This window comes from Pannonibacter anstelovis, assembly GCF_036881715.1.
Lineage (GTDB): Bacteria > Pseudomonadota > Alphaproteobacteria > Rhizobiales > Stappiaceae > Pannonibacter > Pannonibacter anstelovis.
This window is the reverse complement of record NZ_JBAKBF010000005.1, coordinates 105,809-127,439: the sequence shown is the minus strand read 5'-3', so window position 1 is coordinate 127,439 and position 21,631 is coordinate 105,809. Positions and strand designations below refer to the sequence as shown.

The following is a 21,631-nucleotide window of genomic DNA, read 5'->3' as shown; positions in this document are numbered from 1 at the left end:
CCGCAAATCAGACAATAACTATGCCGGCTTGTCTGACATCAAGGTTACGCTACGACCTGTCCATGCGGCAGAGGCTGCGCTAGTAGAACTACTGAGAACCGGCCTATGCCGCCCCGCCGCAGAGAACTGGATTGCGCTATGATATCATCCGCTTCTACGTCTCCGGCACTCGCCGCCATCAAAGATCTGGACCTGCGCCTGAGAACATGGCTTTGCGAGAGTGCACTGCCGCTTTGGCTGAAGGCCGGGTTTGATCCGCAGACGGGCCGCTTTGCCGAAACATTGTCCATTGACGATGCCCGGGCACCGGAGAGCGGCATGGTGCGGGCACGTGTTGCCCCGCGGCAGATCTACAGTCTGATTGAGGGAGCCCAGCTCGGCTACACGGGAGCAGTGCAGGACCAGGCCCATAGGGGTCTCTGTCATTTCCTGAACAATTTCCGTGACGAGAACCGGCTTGCGGTGAATGCAATCAGCTGGGACGGCCGGACCCGCGACACCACATTCGATCTCTATAATCAGGCATTCCTGGTCTTTGCTCTTGCCCATGGCACGAAAGCCATTCCGCACCGGCATGCAGATCTGCTTGCAAGCGCAGACCGGACACTGCTGGAGCTGAGCAACAGCTTTGCTCATCCCGGTGGCGGGTTCCACGAAGCCAATCCGCCGCAGGCACCGCTCCGCTCCAACCCGCATATGCACATGCTGGAGGCCTGTCTTGCCATGGAAGATGCCGGCGGCGGCATGCGCTGGCGGGATCTTGCGGATCAGATCGTCACACTCGCGCTGACCCGGTTCATTGATCCGGCCACTGGCGCCCTGCATGAGTTTTTCGCGCTAGACTGGTCGCTGCCGCAGGACGCATCCATGCAGTCGGTAGAGCCAGGTCATCAGTTTGAATGGGCCTGGCTGTTGCTGAACTGGGCGAAGCGGCGCGGAAAGACTGCCGGGATCCTGCCCGTTGCCGCAAGGCTTGCCGACCTTGCTGAAACATACGGAATCGATCCGTCCCGTGGCGCAGCTATCATGGAGCTCCATGGGGACCTGACGCCACGCGACAAGGCGGCACGCCTCTGGGTGCAAACCGAATGGCTCAAGGCCGGAATAGCCCTTGCGGAAATCCAGACCGGTGAAAGACGGGAAGCCGCGATCGCCTCTGCCCTGAGGGCCGGCCAAGCACTGCAGGCCTATCTAGACGTGCCGGTTCAGGGTCTGTGGCGCGACAAATGGCTTGAAGACGGCAGCTTCGTTGATGAGCCTGCACCAGCGAGTTCGCTCTATCATATCGTCTGTGCCATCTCCTGCCTTACGTCTTTCATCCGCAAGCTTTGACCCGGTTGGAAAGCTCCGGCAAAAAGACGAGAAACTAGCCAAAAGCCTCTTTTCAGCGCAGGGCTTGCTGCCTATGGTGCGCGCAAAATCAGCCAGCCGGTGCGCCTCCCGCGCCGCTTGTGAAAGACGTGACCCATGAGCAAGGCAAACCTCATTGACGGCAAGGCAATCGCGGCCTCCGTGCGCAGCGAAATTTCCGCACGTGCCGCAAGGCTTCTGGCGGAAACCGGCAAGCGGCCCGGGCTGGCGGTGGTTCTGGCAGGTGAGGATCCGGCAAGCCAGGTCTATGTGCGCAACAAGGGCCTCGCTGCAGAGGCTTGCGGGTTTCATTCAGTCAAGCACACTCTGCCCGCAGACACATCCGAAGCCAGCCTGCTGGCGCTGGTGGAGCAGCTGAATGAAGACGATACCATCCATGGCATTCTGGTACAGCTGCCCCTGCCCGGCCATATCGATGAAACCAAGGTGCTGCGTCTGATCCGTCCGGAAAAGGACGTGGACGGTTTCCATCCGGTCAACGTTGGCCTTCTGGCAACAGGCGCCCGCGACACGGCGCTTGTGCCCTGCACGCCCGCTGGCAGCCTCGTGCTGCTAAAGCGTACGCTGCAAACACCCCTCGCCGGCCTCAATGCGGTTGTCATCGGCCGCTCCAACATTGTCGGCAAGCCGATGGCCGCGCTGCTGCTGGCCGAAAGCTGCACCGTGACCATCGCCCACAGCCGCACGAAGGACCTTCCCGAAGTGGTGCGCAGCGCCGATATCGTTGTGGCCGCCGTCGGCCGTCCGGAAATGGTGCGCGGCAGCTGGATCAAGCCCGGTGCAACCGTGATCGACGTAGGCATCAACCGCGTGCCGAACCCGGCCAAGGGCGAAGGTGCGACAAAGCTTGTCGGTGACGTGGCTTTCGCGGAAGCTGCTGAAGTGGCCGGTGCGATCACGCCGGTGCCCGGCGGCGTCGGACCGATGACCATTGCCATGCTCATGGCCAACACTCTCACCGCCGCCCGCCGCCAGCTTGGCGTGGCTCCGGAGCCGGAGCTGTTCTGAGGTTGCCGGAGCTTCCCTGCCCTTTGGCAGGCTCGCCAGCTCAGTCTCAATCTTTGGAAACTATTGACACTTCTGCGCCAGACTGACCCCGGGGATAGGGTATCTCCGGGCTCCCGTATGGTTAGCAAGAGGCTCGCCAACGGCGTCCGGCCGTGCCATACAGGGGCATGATGCCGCGCTTCGCGCGAGGATTTGGGACACGCCGGGTCAATCCCGGCATGAGGTGTGGGACGGTAGCAAGTTGATGCGTCTTCCGTCAGAAGACAGGTCCGGACGGAATTTCCGGCTCGGCAGCGCTTTGCAAGCCATTTGGCCAGCGCGGCTGCCGCGCGGTCTCCGGCTGCCGGTGGCATGCCTTGCTGCGGCCCTTGTTCTATCCGCATCACCGCTGACTTATCCTGCTTCCGCTTTCGAACTGTTTGGTGTGCACCTGTGGGGCAACGACGAAACGGTTGCAGCTGATGCCCTGCCTTATGAGGCAGAGCTGTCTCTTTCCGGCGGATCGGACGACCTGAAGGACCAGCTGGAATCAGCTTCCGTTCTGATATCCGAGATGAGCTCTCCGCCTTCCGGCAGTGACGGCTTGATCGCACGTGCGCTCAATGATTTCGACCGGCTGATCGCCCAGCTCTATCTGCAAGGGTTCTATGGCGGCACCGTCGACATCCGGCTTGGCGGGCAGCCCTTGCAGAGCGTGCTGGAGCGTGGTGATATTCCCGGTCCGCGTCCCGTGCAGGTGTCGGTCAACGTCGCGGCTGGACCGCTGTTCACCTTCGGCAGCCTTCAGGTTTCCACCGGCGCACCGGGTGTTCCCGATAGCCCTCAGACCTGGGGCCTTGTGCAGGGAGAAACGGCCAACTCCGCCAAGATCGTTGCCGCCGAACGGCAGATCGTCAATGCCCTGCGCCAGAACGGCTACCCCAAGGCGCAGATAGCGAAGCGCGACATCACGGCCGACCATGCCACAGGCAAGCTGGACGTGGAACTGATCGCCGAGGCAGGCCCGGCAGCGCAATTCGGCACGGTCACCGTAGAAGGCACGAAGGTCACCGATCCGGAGTTCGTTGCAGAGATGGCGATGATCCCCGAGGGGGAACCCTATGATCCGGAAGTTCTGGCCAAGGCACAGAAGCGGCTGAACGATCTGGGCATCTTCGCCACCGTCAGCATGGTCGAGGGCGAGGTAGCCGGAGCCGATGGCCGGATGCCCATCATCATTCAGGTGGCTGAGCGCAAGCGGCATGTTCTTGGCGCCGGAGCCACATGGTCCAGTTCCGAAGGCGGCGGCGTCGAGGCCTATTGGCGGCGGCGCAATCTCTTCGGCAAGGGCGAGCTTCTGAGCGTTGAAGGATCCGTCGGCAGGCTTGGCAACCAGGCAGCCGAGGACATGGAATATGCCGCGCGGATCGCCTTCGAGAAGCCCGGCGTATTCGGGCCGCTGACGAGCTTCTCCACAAGCCTCAGCGCCAGGCAGGAAACGCCGGATGCCTATACCAGCCGGTCGGTTTCGGGCGATGCCTATCTGAAGCGCACCTTCTCCGGCCAGCTGTCCGGGCGGGTGGGGGCGCAGGTCAGCTTCATTGACGAGACGGATGCCTTCGGCAACCGCTCCTATCTTCTGGCCGGTATCCCGGCGGAGCTGACCTATGACACCCGCGATGACGTGTTCAATCCGTCACGCGGTGTACTGGCCGTCGCCTTTGCCGAGCCTGCCTATGACATCCGCAATGGCAACGGCATGATGTTCATGAAGGGCTCCTTCTCCACCTATGCCGCGCTGGATGATGCAAAACGCTTCATCCTGGCCGGACGTGTGGCGGCCGGCAGCATCGTGGCGCCGGGAGTGGATGACGTGCCGGCAAGCCGCCGGTTCTTTGCAGGCGGCGGCGGCTCGATCCGTGGCTATGCCTACCGCAACACCGGCCCGCGCAGGAACGGTGAAGTCACCGGCGGGCGCAGCATGCTGGAACTCTCGGGCGAGGTACGTGTTCGCATTACGGAGAGCTTTGGCGTGGTCGGCTTTGTCGATGCGGGCAACGCCTACAGTGCCATGGCTCCGGATCTCTCCCGCCCCTTCAAGATCGGCGTTGGTGGCGGCATACGCTATTTCACCCCGATCGGCCCCTTGCGGCTGGATGTAGCGGTCCCACTTTCGCCGGAAAAAGATGATCCAAAGTTCGGGGTCTATCTTGGACTGAGCCAGGCATTCTAAAGGCCCATGACCGCAACACGACGCATCCTGAAGGGCCTCGGCATTGCCGCCCTGACGACGACGGCCCTGACAGGCCTTGCACTGGCTATGCTGCCGACGCCACTTGGCGAGGCTGCGGCCGAGCGGCTGGCCAACCGTTTTCTGGATACCGCAGACGGTGGTGCACGGCTTTCAGGCCTGACCATCGGCTGGAATGGCAGCATTGGGCTCGACAGGCTCGAACTGACGGATCCTGTTGGCACTTATGGCGAAATTGAAGATCTCGATGTAAACTGGAACCCGCTGGCACTGCTCGGGCTCTCGCTGAACATCGACAGCGTGAGCGCGCAGCGCGTCACCCTGCAGCGCCGCCCTGCTCTCCCGGAGACGGCCACCGATGGCCAGCAGGACGGCTTCAAGCCGCCTTTGCGCCGGATCACTCTTGGGCGTCTCAACATCGCCGAGGCTGACCTTGGCGAAGATGTTGCTGGCGCCCCGATGCGCTTTTCCGTCAGGGGGCAGGCATCGGCCTCAGGTCCGGCTGATTCGGTCAATGCTTCTCTCAACATCGAGCGGACCGACGGTATCCGTGGCGCGATCTCCGGCCAGCTTGCCTATGTCTCCCAGTCCGGTGCACTGACCCTGTCGCTCAGGGCAAGCGAACCGCGCGGCGGGCTTGTCGCCCGGCTTGCCGGGATCGAGGGGCTTCCTGCGGTTGACCTCAACCTCGATGGCTCCGGCCCATTGGACAACTGGGCAGCCAATCTGGCTGTTGCCCTGGATGGCAGGCGCACCGTCACCGGGGCGGCGCAACTGGCCCGCACCGATGCCGGAAGAGAGCTGAAGCTGGCCTTGACCGGCCAGCTGGAGCCGCTGGTGCCACCTGCCGCCGCAGCGCTGGCCGCAGGCGACACGCAGGCGGATCTCAGCCTGATCATGTCGCAGGATTACCAGCCCCTGTCGGCTTCGCTTGCCGTAACCACCCGCACCCTGCAGGCCAATGCCAGCGGCAGCCTGGACCCTAAGTCCGGGGCCCTTTCGGCAAAGACGGATGCACGGATTGCTGCAGGCGGGGATGCGCTTCTGGCTCTTGAAGCTGACGGCCAGCGCTACATCATGCAGACCCTGTCGCTGACAGGGAATCTTTCAGGCTCCCTGGCCAAGGCGGACTGGAACCTCAATCTGCAGGGGGACCGCCTGTCGGCGCCGCAGGGCGCACTGGAGCGGCTGCAACTGTCGGCCACCGGCATCGGCGCCGAACTGCAAAACGAATTCCGTCTTCCCTTCTCTGCCCGGCTCACTCTGGGCGGGCTGCAGCCGGCAGACGCCAGTCTCTCAAGCCTCGCGGGCGACTCCACGCTGGAAGTTGTCGGCCAGCTTCTGGGCAGTCAGAAGCAAGTGTCGATCGGCCGCGGCACCCTGAGCGCTCCGGGCGTACAGGTTCGCCTGCAAGATGGCGTGATCGCCCAATCGAATGCCCGGCTTGCCGCAGAACTTACCCTTGACGATCTATCCCGCTTCTCGGGCATGACAGGCCTTGAAACCTCCGGTTCGCTTGCCATGAACATGGTTGTGGAGGGCAATCCTTCCCAGCAGTCCGGCTCAATTCGTGCCTCTCTTGCCGGGACGAATGTCGCCACCGGTCTCGAACAGGTGGACAGGCTGCTTGCCGGGGCGCTGGAAGGGCAGCTGGAAGCAGGGATCAGCAGCAGCGGTGAGATTGCTTTCCGGCAGCTGGCACTTGGCACCTCTGCACTGAAACTGGATGGAACCGGAAAGCTCACGGCAGGCGGGGCCGCCTCAACGGTTGACGGTGAGCTCAAGGCGGTTCTGACGCGGGTGGAGGAGATCGACCCACGGCTGACAGGTGCGCTGGAGGCGTCCGTGAGGGCAAATGGCCCATTGTCCGGACCTGACGTAAGCCTAAGCGCCAAATCCGCGCAGCTGACGCTTGCAGGCACGCCTCTGACGGACCTGGTGCTGGAGCTGGATGGCAAGGCCGATGCAGCGGCCCCGGCAGGTGCCCTGCGCCTGAGCGGCAGCCTCAACGGCGCGCCGCTGACCGCCCGGGCCGATGTCAGTTCCTCGCAAGGCGCAGCCGAGGTACGGAACATTTCTTTCGCCGCCGGGCGGAACGAACTCAATGGCGCCTTGAGCGTTGCAAGCCTCACCCGTGCTCTGGAAACCCTGACGGGCGAGCTTGTGTTCAAGGGCGCCGCGCTTGAGGACCTGTCGCCGCTGCTGCTGACACCGGTCGCCGGCACGCTGGATGCAACGGCACGTATTTCCGGCAATCAGAACGGCCTGCAGGTCAGCCTGACGGCCAGCGGGCGCAACGTGGCCTATCAGGACAACCGCATCGGCACCCTCGCCATCAATGGCGAGGTTTTTGATCTCCTCACCGTGCCGCAGGCGCGCGGCAAGGTGGAAGCCCGCCAGATCATGGCCGGGGCAACCGCTGCCGAGAGCCTCACCCTGTCGGCGGAAAGCGATGGCACGCGCACGGGCTTCAACCTGGATACCCGTCTTCAGGGCGCCGATGGCGTGTCCGCCACCGGCAGCCTGACGGCCACCGCTGCCGGTTTTGATCTGGCGCTGGACCGGCTTCAGGGCAACTACAGCGGCTTGAAGACCACCCTCGTCCGCCCCGCGCGGCTGGCCTATGAGGGCACGGTAGCCCGCATCGAGCCGCTCCAGCTGGCGCTTGGCAGCGGGCGGCTGGATGTTTCCGGCACGGCCGGCGACAGGCTCGACATCAAGGCGTCGCTGGCCGATGTGCCGCTGGCGCCCGGCAATGCCTTTGCACCCGGTTACGGCCTCGGCGGCACGTTAAGCGGTACGGCCACGGTCACGGGCGCGGCCTCAGCGCCGCAAGCGTCGTGGAAGCTCTCCGGACGGGGACTGACCGCATCCCTGCTGGCGCAGAACGGCATCAGTCCGATCGGGCTGGACAGCACCGGCTCCTATTCTGGCAATCGCATCACCCAGACCACCCGCATCACCGGCACGGACGGACTGGCGCTGACGGCGGAAGGCCCGGTCAATCTGGCCGGGGCAGGCTCACTGGATATCGGCGTCAACGGTTCGGTGCCGCTGGGCCTTGCCCGCGTGCGCCTGACGGAAATGGGATACCGGGGCGCAGGCACGCTGGCCGTCAGCGGCCGGATCAGTGGGCAGCTGACCAATCCGGCGGTCAATCTTCAGATGCAGCCGCAGGGGCTGGAGCTGACGGAGCTTGCCACTGGCCTCACCTTACGCGATTTCGCCGGTTCCATCGGTATAACGCGCGAGCAGATCACCATCTCGGGCCTCAACGCTGCGATTTCCGCAGGCGGCCGGGTGTCTGCCAATGGCACAGTGGGACTCGGCGAAGGGCTTCCGGCCGAGCTGGCCATTCAAGCGGTAAACGCGCGCTACAGCGACGGGCGAGTTGTGACGGCGGACCTGAACGCAGACCTCAGGCTCTCCGGCCCTCTGGCAGGGACCGGTACGGGCGGACGGCTGAGCGGAACCGTCAACATCAGCACCGCCAACATCAACATTCCGCAAAGCCTGCCGGGTGCCTTGTCGCCCCTGGCGGTCAAGCATTTGAATGCGCCGAAACCGGTGCGGGCGCAGATTGCTGAGCTGCAGGCGGAAGGCGGCAGCAGCGGCGGCCAGCAGAGTTCGGCCTCAGCCCCGATCGGGCTGGACATTACCCTGTCCGCGCCCTCGCGCGTGTTCGTGCGCGGCCGCGGTGTCGATGCGGAACTGGGCGGCACGTTGCGGCTGGCGGGCACCACGGCCAATCCGCAGGCCCTTGGCGGCTTCACGCTGCGCCGTGGCCTGCTCGACATTCTGACGCGGCGGCTGACGTTCTCACGCGGTTCCATCGGCTTCACAGGCTCACTGACGCCAAATCTGGACTTCCTGGCAGCAACTTCAGCCGGCTCGACCTCGATCAACTTGATGGTGACGGGCAGCGCGGCAGACCCGGTGATTGACCTCACCTCAAGCCCGGCACTGCCACAGGACGAGATTCTGGCGCAGCTGCTGTTCGACCGCTCGGTGACCAACCTGTCGCCCACCCAGATCGCCCAGCTGGCCGCTGCCGTAACGTCCCTGACCGGTGGCAGTGACACCGGACCGCTGTCACAGCTGCGCAAGTCTCTCGGGCTGGATGCGGTGGATGTGAACCTTGGCGGTGCGGACGGGCCCTCGCTTTCCGCCGGGCGCTACATCAACGAGAACATCTATCTGGGGGTGGAACAGGGAACTTCCGCCAATTCCAGCCGGGTGAAGGTGGATATCGACCTCAACCGCAATCTAAAGGCGCGCGGTGAAGTGGGAGCTGACGGCTCATCAAAAGCCGGTATCTTCTACGAAAAGGAATACTGAGGCGAAGGGGCCGCTTGCCAGCTCCGCCTCTTCCTGTCCATTCATTCAGATCTGCGGTTCGGGCCGTCAGCCCTGACTTTCCGCACGGGTCTTCTCAACTGGGATGTAGCTCAGCGGCAGTTCCGTCGTGCACTTGATCTGTTCCATGGCGAAGGTGGTCGACACATCGGTGATGTCGATCTTCGAGATCAGCTTCTTGTAGAAGGCATCATAGGCGGCGATATCCGGCACAGTGACGCGCAGAAGATAGTCCACCTGCCCTGCCATGCGGTAGAACTCCACCACCTCCGGCAGTTCCTTGATCACATCGGCAAACTTGCGAAGCCAGTCTTCGGTGTGCTGGTTGGTGGTGATGGCGACAAAGGCCGTCACCTTGACATTGACCTTCTCCGGATCCAGCAGGGCAACACGGCCCGTGATCACGCCATCCTCCTCCAGCTTCTGGATGCGGCGCCAGCAGGGCGTGGTGGACAGGCCAACCCGGCGGCCGATCTCGGCGACCGGAACGGTGCAATCCTCTTGCAGGATGGACAGAATACGCCGGTCGATGCGGTCAATCATGTTCTGGTTCCAGATGCGGTACAACGGCGGCCGGACACTGTCCTGCCACATCTCATGAGAGAATGGATTTTTGTTTCGTTGGCAAGCGGTAAATGGAAGACTGAACGGGTCCTGACACTGAGTTTGTGACATGCCGGGGAACAATTTTCCTCAACTCTGCACGGCAGTCTCAAGGCTGCAGCAGTTGCGCCACCCGGCAGCGCAGCTCCGGAACCAGCTCTTCCTCGAACCAGGGATTGCGGCGCAGCCAGGTGTTGTTGCGCCAGGAGGGGTGAGGCAGCGGCAGATAGGCAGGCCCCGTGCGCTCTTCACTTTCCGCCAGGATGGCGCGCCAGTTGCCAACAATCTCCGTCAATCCGGCTCTCTTGAGATGCGGCAGGTGATAGGCCTGCGCATAGCGGCCGATGACGAGCACCAGCTTCAGCTGGGGCATGGCCGCAAAGAGGCTGTCATGCCAGGTGGCACGACACTCCGGGCGCGGCGGAAGATCACCGCCCTTGGCATCGAGGCCCGGAAAGCACAGACCCATCGGCACGATCGCAACGCGTGAGACATCGTAGAAAACATCATCCCCGATACCGAGCCAGTTGCGCAGGCGGTCCCCGGAAGGGTCCGTGAAAGGTGCGCCGGACGCATGAACCCGGGTTCCGGGCGCCTGCCCAGCAATGCAGAGCCTTGCCGTCTCCGACAGGCGGGCGACCGGGCGCGGCTCATGCGGAAGCGGATTGCCGCGGGGTGTTTCGAGACACATCCGGCAGAGCGACACGCGCCGGGCCAGCGGGGCGAGCCCCGGCGAAGCCACGACGCCACGGGCCCTTTCCAGATCACTGTCTGCCGCTGTTTTGCCTTTTTTAACCAAGTCCTTGAGCCGCTTCTTAAGGGTTGCTGATCCAAAACACAGAAAGAGGCACACTTGTGTCAAGCATCAAGAAACCACGTGAGGAGGATGGCCGCCGACGGCCAGAACCGCAATGGGCCAGACTTCCCCCGGCAGGGGCGACCAAAAGACGGCGATCAACCGGGAGCGTGCACAACGCCGCCGTGAGGTTGCGCGCACGGTCAGTCAGGTCCGCGACCGCCTGTCGGCGAAGGAAGGCGTTCCGCCTGATTTCAACACCGAGCTGCTGCTGCTATTTGCCAGGGCGCGTGTCAGCGCAGCATTCGCCGGGCCCATGTTCCTCATCATCGTGGCCGCCGTGTCCCTGATGTGGATCTCGCCAGTTCTGGTGGCCTGCTGGCTCATGTTTACAGTGAGCATCTGGGTCCTGACCGTGTCCACCTGCCGGCGTTTCGAACGCATGACGCAGGAAGAGCGCCAGACGAGCCCCTGGCGGCGGCGTTTTACGGCCGGCGATTTTCTTTATGGCCTGTGCTGGGGTGCCTTCTTCCTGCTGCCTGCCTCCAGCGGTACGGCGGAAGGCATTGAGATCTTCCAGTTTTCGATCATGCTGATCGTCATCGCCATGGCGACGATGCAGTCGTCCACCCTGCCCCATGCGCTGCTGGCCAGCACGCTTCCGGTGACGCTGGCCATGTCGCTCGCACTGCTGCAACGCCATGCGCCGCTGCATTATGCCATGGCGGCCATGGCTGTCGGCGCACAGGGCTTCTTCCTGGTGCTGGGCAACCAGCTGCTGAATTCCTCGCGCGCCATGCTGGCCTTCCGCGCCGAGAAGGACCATCTGATCGCCGAGCTGGAACAGGCCAATGCGGTGTCCGATGAATCCCGACGCCGCGCCGAAGAGGCAAACCTTGCCAAGTCGCGTTTCCTGGCCACCATGAGCCATGAGCTGCGCACGCCCCTCAACGCCATCCTCGGTTTCTCCGAAATCATGAAGGATGAGGTGATGGGGCCAATGAACAACAAGATCTACCGGGGCTATGCCTCCGACATTCACGGCTCCGGCCAGCACCTGCTGAACCTCATCAACGAGATCCTTGACCTGTCCCGCATCGAGGCGGGCAAGTATGAGCTGAATGAGGAAGCCGTTTCCCTGCAGGATGTGGTGGAAGACTGCCAGAGCATGATGCAGGTGCGTGCAAGGGCCAAGGGGATTGCCATCCGCGAGAGCCATGAGGAAGGCCTTGCCCGCCTTTGGGCCGATGAGCGCGCGCTGCGTCAGGTGATCCTGAACCTGTTGTCCAATGCGGTGAAATTCACTCCCTCCAACGGCGAGGTGCTGATCCGCATCGGCTCGACCAGCGACGGCGGCCAGTATGTGTCCATCAAGGACAATGGCCCCGGCATTCCGGAAGAAGAAATTCCGATCGTGCTTCAGGCTTTCGGGCAGGGCTCGATGGCCATCAAGAGCGCGGAGCCCGGCACTGGCCTTGGCCTGTCCATCGTCCAGGCTCTCGTCAATCAGCACGGCGGCACATTCGAGCTGAAGTCCCGCCTGCGCGAGGGCACCGAGGTGCGTGTCACCCTGCCTTCCGCCCGTGTGCTTCCCGCCATGCCGCAGCTGTTCGACGACATCTATACGCTGCCAGTCCGGCGGCCCAATCTGCGCCGCCGGGCCTCCTGATCAGAGCGGGCGCTCAGTCCTTCTGCGAAACGCCAGCGCTGTCAAAGGTCGCCATGTCCGCATGAACCTGCGCCGCCGCCTTGACGATGCCTGCGGCCATGGCCGCACCTGTGCCTTCGCCCAGCCGCATGCCGAGATCCAGCAGCGCCGTCTTGCCCATGGCCTCCAGCGCCCGGCGGTGCGCCGGTTCTGCCGACACATGACCGAAGAGACAGTGGTCGAGTGTGGACGGGTCCATCTTGTAAAGCACTGCCGCAGCCGCCGTGGAAACGAAGCCATCCACGATCACCGGCGTGCGCTGCAGGCGGGCCGCCAGAATGGCACCGGCCATGGCGGCAATCTCGCGTCCGCCCACCTTGCGCAGCACCTCCAGCGGATCCTTGGCGGCAGCGCCCAGACGTGACACGGCCATTTCCACGGCCGCACGCTTGCGCTCCAGCCCTGCCGCATCCACACCGGTGCCGGGACCAACCCAGTCAGCCGCCGTGCCGCCGAACAGGCCGTTGAAGACGGCGGCAGCCACGGTGGTGTTGGCAATGCCCATTTCCCCAAGGCACAGGAGATCCGTGCCCCCCGCAATCGCTTCCATGCCATAGGCCATGGTGGCGGCGCAGTTCGGCTCGTCCAGCGCGTCTTCATCCGTGATGGAGGGCGTTGGCATGTCGATGGCCAGATCAAAGATCTTCAGGCCCAGATCATAGGCCGCGCAGATCTGGTTGATGGCCGCGCCGCCTGCCGCGAAATTCTCCAGCATCTGCCGTGTCACGCTCTGCGGATAGGCCGAAACACCCTTGTCAGCGACGCCGTGATTGGTGGCGAAGATGGCAACCAGCGGGCGGGTGATTTTCGGCACAGGCTTGCCGGACCAGGCGGCCAGCCACTCGACAATGCTTTCAAGCTGGCCGAGAGAACCGGCCGGTTTGGTCAGCTGGCTGTCGCGGGCGCGAACGGTTTCCACCGCCGCCTCATCCGGTCCCGGCATTTCGGCCACAAGATTGCGGATATCATCGAAAGGAAGAGCGGACGGGGACATGGACACGAGGGGTGTTCTCCGGACTTGCGGGCAGCGATTGGCGCCAAAGGCTTGCCGTTCTATAAGGCTCCTCCGGCAAAAGACAACCGCCATGGCAGAGAGCGAGGGCGCATGACACCGCAGGGCCAGCCGCAGGAGCCTGATAGCACGCCAGAGAGCAGCGGGTGGCTGCGGCAACTCGCCGCCGATACGGCGGCCTGCATCCGCTTCTTTTCACGTCTGCCACTGCCTGCGGTGAACAACCTTGATGACCCGGCTTCTGTTCCAGACTTCCGGAGAATCGGAAGGGCCATGCCGCTGGCAGGGGCCGTGACCGGTCTCATTCCGGCGCTGGTCCTGGGACTGCTTTCCCTGACGGCCCTGCCCGCTCTTGCGATTGCGGCACTGGCTGTGATGACGGCAGCCGCCGTGACCGGCGCGCTGCATGAGGACGGGCTGGCGGATGTGGCCGACGGCTTTTTCGGTGGGGCCACGCCGGAACGGCGGCTGGAGATCATGAAGGACAGCCGCATCGGTGCCTTCGGTGCCATGGCGCTGATCCTGTTCCTGACCTTGCGCATCACGCTGACCGCCGCCCTGCTGGAGCGCACTGGCGCGCCTGCGGCCATGCTGGTGCTGGTTGCGGCGGAGATGTTGAGCCGCACGCTGATGCTCTGGCAGTGGGCCGCTCAGCCCTCTGCCCGGCCGGACGGGCTGGGCGCGCGCTTCGGCGTGCCGGGAGCGGGCGCGGCCCTTAAAGGCGGATTGTTTACGCTGCCGGTTTTTCTTTGCCTGTTCAGTGTGCAACCTGTTTTCGGGGTCATACTTGGATTGGCTCTTGCAATTTATAGTGCCATGTTCACAGCAAAACTGGCACTCAAAGCAATTGGCGGCGTCACAGGAGACGTGTTAGGAGCCATTCAGCAGGTCACTCTGACCGTTTTTCTTGGCGGGCTTCTGGCCTGGACTTGAAGGGACACAGCCTTCTGATGAAAAATCCGATGCTTCTGTCACGCCGCAGCTTCAGCATGTCTCTTATGGGACTTCTGCTGTGCTCCTGCGCAAGCCGCCCTGTCTCCGGGGCACTGGTGCCCACGGATAAACCCGCCCCCGGCGCCAAGGACCACAAGATCCTGATCGCCACCACGCGCAGCCGCACCGGCACGCCCAACACCCTGTTTGACGGGGAGCGCGGCGAAGGGCGTGATTTTGCGCAGGCCGTCATTTCCGTACCGCCCACGCATGTCTCCGGCGCGATCGAATGGCCTGCCGTCCTTCCCGGAGATCCGGCAAGGGAAATGGTGCCCCGGTCCACCGCCTATCTTCAGGATGCAGCGGCCTTCCGGCGGGAGCTGAAAGCGGAACTGGCTTCACGCCCGCCGAAACAGCGGTCCGTGATGCTGTTCATCCATGGTTACAACACGCTGTTTGCCGAAGGGCTCTACCGCTTCACGCAGGTGGTGCATGATGCTGGTTTCCCCGGCGTGCCGGTGCTGTTCACCTGGGCCTCGCGCGGGGACATCACCGAATATGTCTATGACCTCAACAGCGCAACGGTTGCGCGTGATGAGCTGCAGGCAACGATCGAGGACATTGCCGCCAGCGGTGCGACGCAAATCAACATACTCGCCCATTCCATGGGCACCTGGCTGCTGATGGAAACCATGCGGCAGATGACACCGGCCCAGCGGGGCCGCATCAATCAGGTTGTCCTGGCTGCGCCCGACATCGACATGGATGTGTTCAAGGACCAGATGCAGCGCGTCGGCAAGCTGAAAAGCCCGCTGATTCTGCTTCTGTCCCGCGATGACAGGGCACTTGGCATCTCGCAGCTGATCGCAGGCGGCAAGGCTCGTGTGGGCGGCTATGAGGATGACGCGGCGCTCGCCAAACTCGGCGCGGTTGTCGTCGATCTCACCGATCTCAAGGGGCCGGATGCGATCAATCACTCCAAGTTTGCCGCCCTCGCCGCCATCGCGCCACAATTGTCCGCCGTTCTGGGCCAGAACAAGCTGGATGTTCCTAATGGGGACGGCGGCGCCCTGGCCAGCACCGGCCGGACACTTGGCAGCTTTGTGACAGGCACGGTCAACATCGCCGTGACATTGCCTGTGACTTTGGTGACAACGCCGGTTGAGATCGTCACGGGAGGCCGCTAGGCCAAGGATGCGCAAGAGACAGGGTGAACCGATGGCGGGCATTGAAAGCCCTTGTGTGAAGGTCTGCATCATGGACCCGGTGAGCGGGCTGTGCAGGGGCTGTGCCCGGACGCTGGAAGAAATCGCCGGCTGGGCGGGATTTGCCCCTGAGCACCGCCGCCAGGTGATGATGCAGCTTGACGCAAGGCGGGCGCGGATGAGTGCCTCCCCCGGCACGCTCTGCAGCTCTGACGCTGTTCCGGCCATTTGATCAGGAGCCTCCATGCGGCAGATCTATGGACTTTCGCTGGCCGTCCTTGTGCTCGTCATGATCGCAGCCGGGCTGACCTATCTCTTCGAGTTTCCGGCTCTTGAGGAGACCTTTTCCGATACCTCCGCAACCCCGCGCATCGTAGCCCTGTCAGCTATCGGCTTTGTGGTGATGGCAAGCCTTGTCTTTGGCGCGCCGCGCGCGGGCGAAGTGCTGCGGGCTGTGGTGATCTGGGGCCTTCTCGGCCTCGTGCTCGTGGGCGGCTACACCTACCGGACAGAGCTGGTGGCAGGCGGCTATCGCATTTTGGGCGCGCTGGCGCCGGGCATGACCGTGCCACAGACCGATGGCACCGTCGCCGTAATGCGCGATGCCTCCGGCCACTTTCAGCTGGAAGCGCTGGTGAATGACAACAAGGTCCGGTTTCTCGTCGATACTGGCGCCTCGGCCGTGGTGCTGACCGAACGCGATGCACAGGCCTCGGGCATCGACCCGGAAAGTCTGTCCTATTCCGTTCCCGTGTCTACCGCCAATGGCCGCACCATGGTGGCGCCGGTTAATCTGGCGCAGGTCAGCATCGGCAGCATATCCCTGTCCAACGTGCGCGGCTTTGTCGCCCGCCCCGGCAGCCTGGAAACCAGTCTCCTCGGCATGAGCGCTCTCTCCCGCCTGTCCGGCTGGCAGGTGGAGGGTGAACGGCTGCTGCTGAAGCCGTAAGCTGCGCCGCAGCCTCAGACCTTACAGCAGGCCAATGCCGAAGCGGATGGCGACCAGCATCAGGAAGGTGCCGAAGGCGAGTTCCAGCGCGCGCTTGGGCATGCGGTGCGCCAGCTTGACGCCAAAAGGCGCGGCAAAGGTGGTAAGCGGCATGATGACGGCAACGCCCAGCAGGTTGACGTAGCCCAGAGAAAACTGCGGCAGCAAAGGCTCGCCCCAGCCCGCCCATACCATGCCGATGACGCCGGGAATGGAAATGAGCACGCCCGTGCCGGCCGATGTTGCCACGGCCTGATGGATCGGGCGGCCATAGAGCGTCATGAAGGTGTTGTTCATCACCCCGCCGCCGATGCCCATGAGCGTGGAAAAAAAGCCGATGAGCGCGCCGCAGAGGGGCCGGATGGGAAAGCCCGGGATATCTTTACCAAGGCGCCAGCTGTCCCGGTTGAAGAACATGCGCAGGCTGACGGCCACCGCAATCACCGCAAAGATGCCCTTCAGCCCCTGCCCCGACACATGTGCGGCCACCAGAGACGCTGCGACAACGCCGAGCGGCAGCGGGATGAGCCAGCTTTTCAGCAGCTCCATGTCCACCGCCCCACGCGCCTTGTGGGCAAAGAACGAGCGCAAAGACGTGGGCACGATGATGCCGAGCGAGGTTGCTACCGCCACATGCATGCGCACCGATTCATCCACGCCCAGAATGGCGAGAAACTGATAGAGCACCGGCACCAGGACCGCCCCGCCGCCAATGCCGAACAGTCCGGCCATGAGCCCGGCAATGATGCCGGAGGCAATCAGCGCAGCGATGAGACCCAGCGTCTCGCCGGTGAGAAGGGACATATCCATGAGGGCCTCTTGAAGGGACGCAGGCGGGCAGATCGGGAGTTATGGCGCAGGCTGCGCCACCTGATCAGGCAGCACTGTCCGCAATCCGATCTGCCGCCCTTTCCTGCGCCTCGTCAAGGGCAGCAAGGGCAGAAGTGAGTACTTCGATGCCCGCACCGGCCTTGACACCCTCCACCGTGAGGATGCGGCGGAAGAGGCGCGCCCCCGGAACCGCCGTGAAGGCTCCCAGCATGTGGCGGGTAATGTGCGACAGGCGGATGCCCCGCGACAGGCAGTCCTCGATATAGGGAATATAGGCCTCGATGGCCTGACGCGGGCTGACGTCGCCCGTCTCCAGCCCATAGATCCGCCGGTCTACCGCTCCCATCAGCGCGGGATCGTGATAGGCAGCGCGGCCCAGCATCACCCCGTCAAGACCGGGCAAGCCGTCAGCCTCCGCCAGAAGCGCCTCGCAGGCATCAAGCGAGGGAATGCCGCCGTTGATGCCGATGAAAAGCTGCGGCAGCCGCGCCTTGAGGCGGCGCACGCGGCCATAATCGAGCGGCGGAATATCGCGGTTTTCCTTGGGGCTGAGGCCCTTGAGCCAGGCCTTGCGCGCATGCACCCAGAGCGCATCAACGCCCGCTGCCAGCACCCGGTCAGCCAAAGCATCCAGCGCCTCTTCCGGGTCCTGATCATCAACGCCGATGCGGCATTTCACCGTGACAGGGATCTTCACCACCGCCTTCATCGCCGCCACGCAATCGGCCACCAGCTGCGGCTCCTGCATCAGGCATGCGCCGAAAGAGCCGGACTGCACCCGGTCGGACGGGCAGCCGACATTGAGGTTCACCTCGTCATAGCCGAAGTCCTCGACGATCCGCGCCGCCACCGCCAGATCCTGCGGCTCCGATCCGCCCAGCTGGCAGGCCACCGGATGCTCCGCGCCCGAAAAGCCTAAAAGCTTGTCCCGGTCGCCATGAATCACCGCCCCGGTCGTCACCATCTCCGTATAGAGCAGTGCCCGCGCCGAAAACTGCCGGTGAAACATCCGGCAATGCCGGTCCGTCCAGTCCATCATGGGGGCGACGGAGAAGACCGGCGCGCCCGGTGTGTAGATTGCGCTGGAGGCATCAGAGGCATTTGCCCCGGCCGCATTGGGTGTCTTGATCGTCATGGCGCCGCATATACGCCCATTCCCGCAGAAATTCCAGAATGGGGGCCGTCATGGCAGCCCTTCCGCATCATTTGGCAAGCGCCCCCTGCGCCGCACTGCCGCATGGGGTTGCGGCGTTGCAGCATTTGAGGTAGCGGTTTTCCGGATGGCCCCTCCCGGCTGTCCAGGCACCCAAGTTCAAGGGGCGGCAAGCCCCGCTTTTCCCGGCGCACTTTCCTGCGCTGATGGAAACACTCATGACTTCAAGGAGTTGACCCATGCTCGGCAGAAACGTTCCCGATGTGACCTTCCGCACCCGCGTGCGTGACGAAAGCGTTGGCGGGCCGAACCCGTTCCGTTGGGAAGACAAGACCACGGCCGACTATTTTGGCGGTAAGCGCGTCGTGCTGTTCTCCCTGCCCGGCGCCTTCACGCCGACCTGCTCCACCTATCAGCTGCCGGATTTCGAGAAGCTGTTCGGCGAGTTTCAGGCGCTCGGCATCGATGCCATCTACTGCATCTCGGTCAATGATGCCTTCGTGATGAACGCCTGGGCCAAGGCTCAGGACATCAAGAACGTTCAGGTCATTCCGGATGGCTCGGGCGAGTTCACCCGCAAGATGGGCATGCTGGTTGCCAAGGACAACGTCGGCTTCGGCATGCGCTCCTGGCGCTATGCTGCTGTTGTGAACAATGGCCGCGTCGAGAAGTGGTTCGAGGAAGAAGGCTTCTCCGACAACTGCGCCACCGACCCCTATGGCGTTTCCTCGCCGCAGAACATCCTCGAAGCCCTGAAGGCGGACGCAGCCACCAAGGCTGCCTGATAGAGCTTTCCGGCTGACGGACAAGACAAACCCCGGCGCGATCCCTCGTGCCGGGGTTTGTTGTTTGAGGATTGCGGCATGTGCCCCGCTCGCACGGCGGCCATCATTTGCTGACAGCTGACACGGTCCTGGCGGCCTCATCGATGGTGTCAGAAACGGCCTCAGGCTGCGTCATGAACAGCGCGTGGCTCGCCTTCACCCGGGTGATCTTTGCATTGATGCGCTCGGCCATATGCACCAGCATGGCCTGATCAAACGCCTTGTCTTCGGTCGCGATCACAGCCCAGCTGGGCTTCATGCGCCAGGCTGCATTCTCGAGCTTGGTGCCGAATGCCGACATGTTGATCGGAACCTGAGAGTCCCGCATGAAGGCAGCCTCGGCATCAGTCGTATCATGCGCAAAGCCGGCCTTGAACTTCTCCGGGCTGACATAGCCAAATCCATCCGGCGTGATGTCCAGCACGAATTCCGATGCAGGGGCAAAGCCCTCATATTGCTGAGCCGTTGTCTCGCCCGCATCCGGGGACAACGCGGAGACATAGACCAGTCCTGCAACCTTGGGGTCAATGCCTGCTTCCGTGATGACAGTCCCGCCCCAGGAGTGCCCGACGAGAATGACAGGACCATCCTGCCGTGCAAGTGCACGCCTTGTGGCCGCAACATCGTCCTGAAGAGAGGTCAGCGGGTTCTGGACGATGGTCACACGATAACCGCGCTGTGTGAGGTTGTCGTAGACGCCCTTCCAGCCCGAGCCATCCGCGAAAGCGCCATGGACGAGCACGACATTCTTGACGGACTGATCGTGAGGAATGTTGTCAGCAGCGTTTGCAGGCTGGGTGGAAGACAATGCGGCGGCCGCTGCAATCGCGGCGATGGTGGTCTTGATCTGGCTGGTCATGTCTCTCTCCTTCTTAAATTGCGATAATGTTTATCGCGATATATTCACTATCGAAGCCCGTACCCCGCGTCAAGCAGTTTATTATCGCGATATTTGTTTTCGCCGATGCATGAGGTATATAGAGGGAAACAGGAGCCCAGAATGACCGAACGCCCCAACGATCCACCGCCCCTGCACGACCAGTTGTGCTACGCAATCTACAGTGCCGGCATCGCCATACAGCGCGCCTACAAGCCCCTGCTCGACGGGCTGGGCCTGACGTATCCGCAGTATCTGGTGCTTAACGTGCTGTGGGGGGAAGACGGGCAGACAGTAGGTGCAATCGCCCGCGCCCTCGCCCTGGAATCCAGCACGCTTACCCCGGTCCTGAAGCGCCTCGAAGCCTCCGGATTGCTGCGCAGAACCCGGAACCTGAGCAACGAGCGCCAGGTGGTGATCGCCTTGACGGAAGAAGGTATGGCCTTGAAGCACAAGGCTGGCTGCCTTGGCGACACCCTGCTTGCCGCTTCCGCCCAGACACCGCAGGAACTCGCCGAACTGAACCGCGGCATCCGTCATCTGCGCGACGCCGTCTATTCGCGGCTTGGCGGGTGGGACACACCCGCCTGACCAGCGGTTACATGCAGTGGCGGTTACACCGTCGGCACGGTTCCCCCGTCGATGGTGTATTCGCTGCCGGTGATCGAGGCGGCGCGGCTGGAGGCCAGGAAAGCGATCAGGTTGGCAACTTCCTCCGGCTTTGCCGGCCTGCCCAGCGGAATGCCGCCCAGCGCGTCCATGATGATCTTCTTTCCGCCCTCAAGGTCTGTGCCCGCTTCCCTTGCAAGGCGCTCTGCCAGATGAACCGAGGCTTCGGTCTCAATCCAGCCCGGCGACACCCGGACCACCCGGACGCCCTTGGGCGAAACTTCCTTCGAGAGGGCCTTGCTGTAGGCCGACAGCGCCGCCTTGGCCGCGGCATAGCCGGTGGTGGCCTCTGGCAGCGGCATCACTCTCTGGATGGACGTGACATGCACGACCACGCCGCTTCCCCGTGCCGCCATTTCCGGGACCAGCAGCCGGTCCAGCCGGACGGCAGGCAAAAGATTAAGCGACAGTTCCTGCTGCCAGTGATCCTCCGTCAGTGCCGCAAAGCCGCCGCCGGGGGCTGACGAGCCCCCCAGCATGTGGACAATGATATCGATACCGCCGAGCCGCTGGCGTGCAGCCTCTGCGACAGTTTGAGATCCCTCGAGGGTCGTCAGGTCCGCTTCGACGAAGAGCTCTTCCGGCAAGCTTGCCGGACGCGACCGGGCCGTGGTCAGTACCTGTGCGCCGAGCTCCCGGAACAGGCTTACCACCGCAGCCCCTGCCCCTTTGGTTCCCGCTGTGACCAGGGCCCGCTTGCCCTGCAGATCAAGGAAGCCGCTCATGCCGTGATCTCCAGCGCGGCAATTTCGCCATCCCGGAGGGTGAAAGCGTAAGAAAGGGTGAGCGGACTGCCGGGAAAATCACCACTCACCTTGGCGCGGACGAAAGCCTTTCCGTCGCCTGACGTAGCTTCAAAGGGCACGGCAACAAACTGGGATGCCGCCTTGGCTGCGCTCCACCAGCTGCGAATGGCACTCCTGCCTTTGTGGTCGGCGCCTTCGTCCTGAACGACTGCGTCTGCCGCAAACGCATTCGACAGCGCCTCCGCGTCGTTGCGGCTGTCTGCGTCAAAAAACGCTTTCACGATAACGGGCATATCCATCGTGTTTCTCCTTTTCCGATGA

19 protein-coding genes are annotated in these 21,631 nt (G+C 63.3%); 11 read left to right on the top strand and 8 right to left on the bottom strand.

Going from position 1 to position 21,631, the window contains the following annotated elements:
• The first annotated feature begins 138 nt into the window (after positions 1 to 138).
• From V6L75_RS09950 to V6L75_RS09935, 4 genes are all read left to right on the top strand, one after another.
• Positions 139 to 1,332, top strand: coding sequence for an AGE family epimerase/isomerase (locus V6L75_RS09950; RefSeq protein WP_334251359.1), 1,194 nt, complete (start codon positions 139 to 141; stop codon positions 1,330 to 1,332).
• 135 nt (positions 1,333 to 1,467) lie between these two features.
• Complete coding sequence (gene folD / locus V6L75_RS09945; protein WP_334251358.1) at positions 1,468 to 2,379, top strand: bifunctional methylenetetrahydrofolate dehydrogenase/methenyltetrahydrofolate cyclohydrolase FolD; 912 nt, start codon at positions 1,468 to 1,470, stop codon at positions 2,377 to 2,379.
• Between the two features lie 346 nt (positions 2,380 to 2,725).
• A complete protein-coding gene (locus V6L75_RS09940; protein ID WP_334251357.1) occupies positions 2,726 to 4,591 on the top strand; it encodes an autotransporter assembly complex protein TamA in 1,866 nt (621 codons plus the stop codon).
• Between the two features lie 6 nt (positions 4,592 to 4,597).
• Positions 4,598 to 8,947 (top strand): translocation/assembly module TamB domain-containing protein, encoded by a 4,350-nt coding sequence (locus V6L75_RS09935; RefSeq protein ID WP_334251356.1) that lies wholly within the window; start codon positions 4,598 to 4,600, stop codon positions 8,945 to 8,947.
• 66 nt (positions 8,948 to 9,013) lie between these two features.
• On the opposite strand, the gene V6L75_RS09930 is transcribed toward V6L75_RS09935, so the two are convergent.
• Positions 9,014 to 9,505: an Lrp/AsnC family transcriptional regulator gene (locus tag V6L75_RS09930; RefSeq protein ID WP_457169782.1), complete on the bottom strand. Its 492-nt coding sequence runs from the start codon at positions 9,503 to 9,505 to the stop codon at positions 9,014 to 9,016.
• A 172-nt stretch (positions 9,506 to 9,677) separates the two neighbouring features.
• Complete coding sequence (locus V6L75_RS09925; protein ID WP_334251355.1) at positions 9,678 to 10,367, bottom strand: uracil-DNA glycosylase family protein; 690 nt, start codon at positions 10,365 to 10,367, stop codon at positions 9,678 to 9,680.
• A 112-nt stretch (positions 10,368 to 10,479) separates the two neighbouring features.
• Between V6L75_RS09925 and V6L75_RS09920 the strand changes: the two genes are divergently transcribed.
• Positions 10,480 to 12,033 carry a sensor histidine kinase gene (locus tag V6L75_RS09920; protein ID WP_334251354.1) on the top strand — a complete coding sequence of 518 codons (1,554 nt, stop codon included), beginning with the start codon at positions 10,480 to 10,482 and terminating at the stop codon, positions 12,031 to 12,033.
• A gap of 13 nt (positions 12,034 to 12,046) precedes the next feature.
• Here V6L75_RS09920 and cobT read toward each other — a convergent pair whose 3' ends face one another.
• Positions 12,047 to 13,066 (bottom strand): nicotinate-nucleotide--dimethylbenzimidazole phosphoribosyltransferase, encoded by a 1,020-nt coding sequence (gene cobT / locus V6L75_RS09915; RefSeq protein ID WP_334251510.1) that lies wholly within the window; start codon positions 13,064 to 13,066, stop codon positions 12,047 to 12,049.
• A 111-nt stretch (positions 13,067 to 13,177) separates the two neighbouring features.
• Between cobT and cobS the strand changes: the two genes are divergently transcribed.
• Genes cobS through V6L75_RS09895 form a run of 4 tightly spaced genes read left to right on the top strand, consistent with a single transcriptional unit; the run spans position 13,178 to position 16,171 of the window.
• On the top strand, positions 13,178 to 14,017 hold the full coding sequence (cobS, locus tag V6L75_RS09910; RefSeq protein ID WP_334251353.1) for an adenosylcobinamide-GDP ribazoletransferase: 840 nt from the start codon (positions 13,178 to 13,180) through the stop codon (positions 14,015 to 14,017).
• 17 nt (positions 14,018 to 14,034) lie between these two features.
• Entirely contained in the window at positions 14,035 to 15,204 is a 1,170-nt protein-coding gene (locus tag V6L75_RS09905) for an alpha/beta hydrolase (RefSeq protein ID WP_334251352.1), read from the top strand.
• Positions 15,205 to 15,211: 7 nt separating this feature from the next.
• Positions 15,212 to 15,454, top strand: coding sequence for a DUF1289 domain-containing protein (locus V6L75_RS09900; protein ID WP_334251351.1), 243 nt, complete (start codon positions 15,212 to 15,214; stop codon positions 15,452 to 15,454).
• 12 nt (positions 15,455 to 15,466) lie between these two features.
• Positions 15,467 to 16,171 carry a retropepsin-like aspartic protease family protein gene (locus V6L75_RS09895; protein WP_334251350.1) on the top strand — a complete coding sequence of 235 codons (705 nt, stop codon included), beginning with the start codon at positions 15,467 to 15,469 and terminating at the stop codon, positions 16,169 to 16,171.
• 21 nt (positions 16,172 to 16,192) lie between these two features.
• Here V6L75_RS09895 and V6L75_RS09890 read toward each other — a convergent pair whose 3' ends face one another.
• Entirely contained in the window at positions 16,193 to 17,014 is an 822-nt protein-coding gene (locus V6L75_RS09890; RefSeq protein ID WP_425498747.1) for a sulfite exporter TauE/SafE family protein, read from the bottom strand.
• 70 nt (positions 17,015 to 17,084) lie between these two features.
• Complete coding sequence (gene dusA / locus V6L75_RS09885) at positions 17,085 to 18,176, bottom strand: tRNA dihydrouridine(20/20a) synthase DusA (protein WP_334251348.1); 1,092 nt, start codon at positions 18,174 to 18,176, stop codon at positions 17,085 to 17,087.
• 257 nt (positions 18,177 to 18,433) lie between these two features.
• On the opposite strand from dusA, the gene V6L75_RS09880 reads away from it, so the two are divergent.
• Positions 18,434 to 18,979 (top strand): peroxiredoxin, encoded by a 546-nt coding sequence (locus V6L75_RS09880; protein WP_334251347.1) that lies wholly within the window; start codon positions 18,434 to 18,436, stop codon positions 18,977 to 18,979.
• Positions 18,980 to 19,082: 103 nt separating this feature from the next.
• Here the strand turns inward: V6L75_RS09880 and V6L75_RS09875 are convergent, their stop codons facing one another.
• Positions 19,083 to 19,877 (bottom strand): alpha/beta fold hydrolase, encoded by a 795-nt coding sequence (locus V6L75_RS09875; protein WP_334251346.1) that lies wholly within the window; start codon positions 19,875 to 19,877, stop codon positions 19,083 to 19,085.
• A 141-nt stretch (positions 19,878 to 20,018) separates the two neighbouring features.
• Between V6L75_RS09875 and V6L75_RS09870 the strand changes: the two genes are divergently transcribed.
• Positions 20,019 to 20,486 (top strand): MarR family winged helix-turn-helix transcriptional regulator, encoded by a 468-nt coding sequence (locus V6L75_RS09870; protein WP_334251345.1) that lies wholly within the window; start codon positions 20,019 to 20,021, stop codon positions 20,484 to 20,486.
• Positions 20,487 to 20,509: 23 nt separating this feature from the next.
• Here the strand turns inward: V6L75_RS09870 and V6L75_RS09865 are convergent, their stop codons facing one another.
• Positions 20,510 to 21,289: an SDR family oxidoreductase gene (locus V6L75_RS09865; RefSeq protein WP_334251344.1), complete on the bottom strand. Its 780-nt coding sequence runs from the start codon at positions 21,287 to 21,289 to the stop codon at positions 20,510 to 20,512.
• Positions 21,286 to 21,609, bottom strand: coding sequence for a nuclear transport factor 2 family protein (locus V6L75_RS09860; RefSeq protein ID WP_334251343.1), 324 nt, complete (start codon positions 21,607 to 21,609; stop codon positions 21,286 to 21,288). Before V6L75_RS09860 ends, V6L75_RS09865 begins: the two co-directional genes overlap by 4 nt.
• Between the last annotated feature and the right edge of the window lie 22 nt (positions 21,610 to 21,631).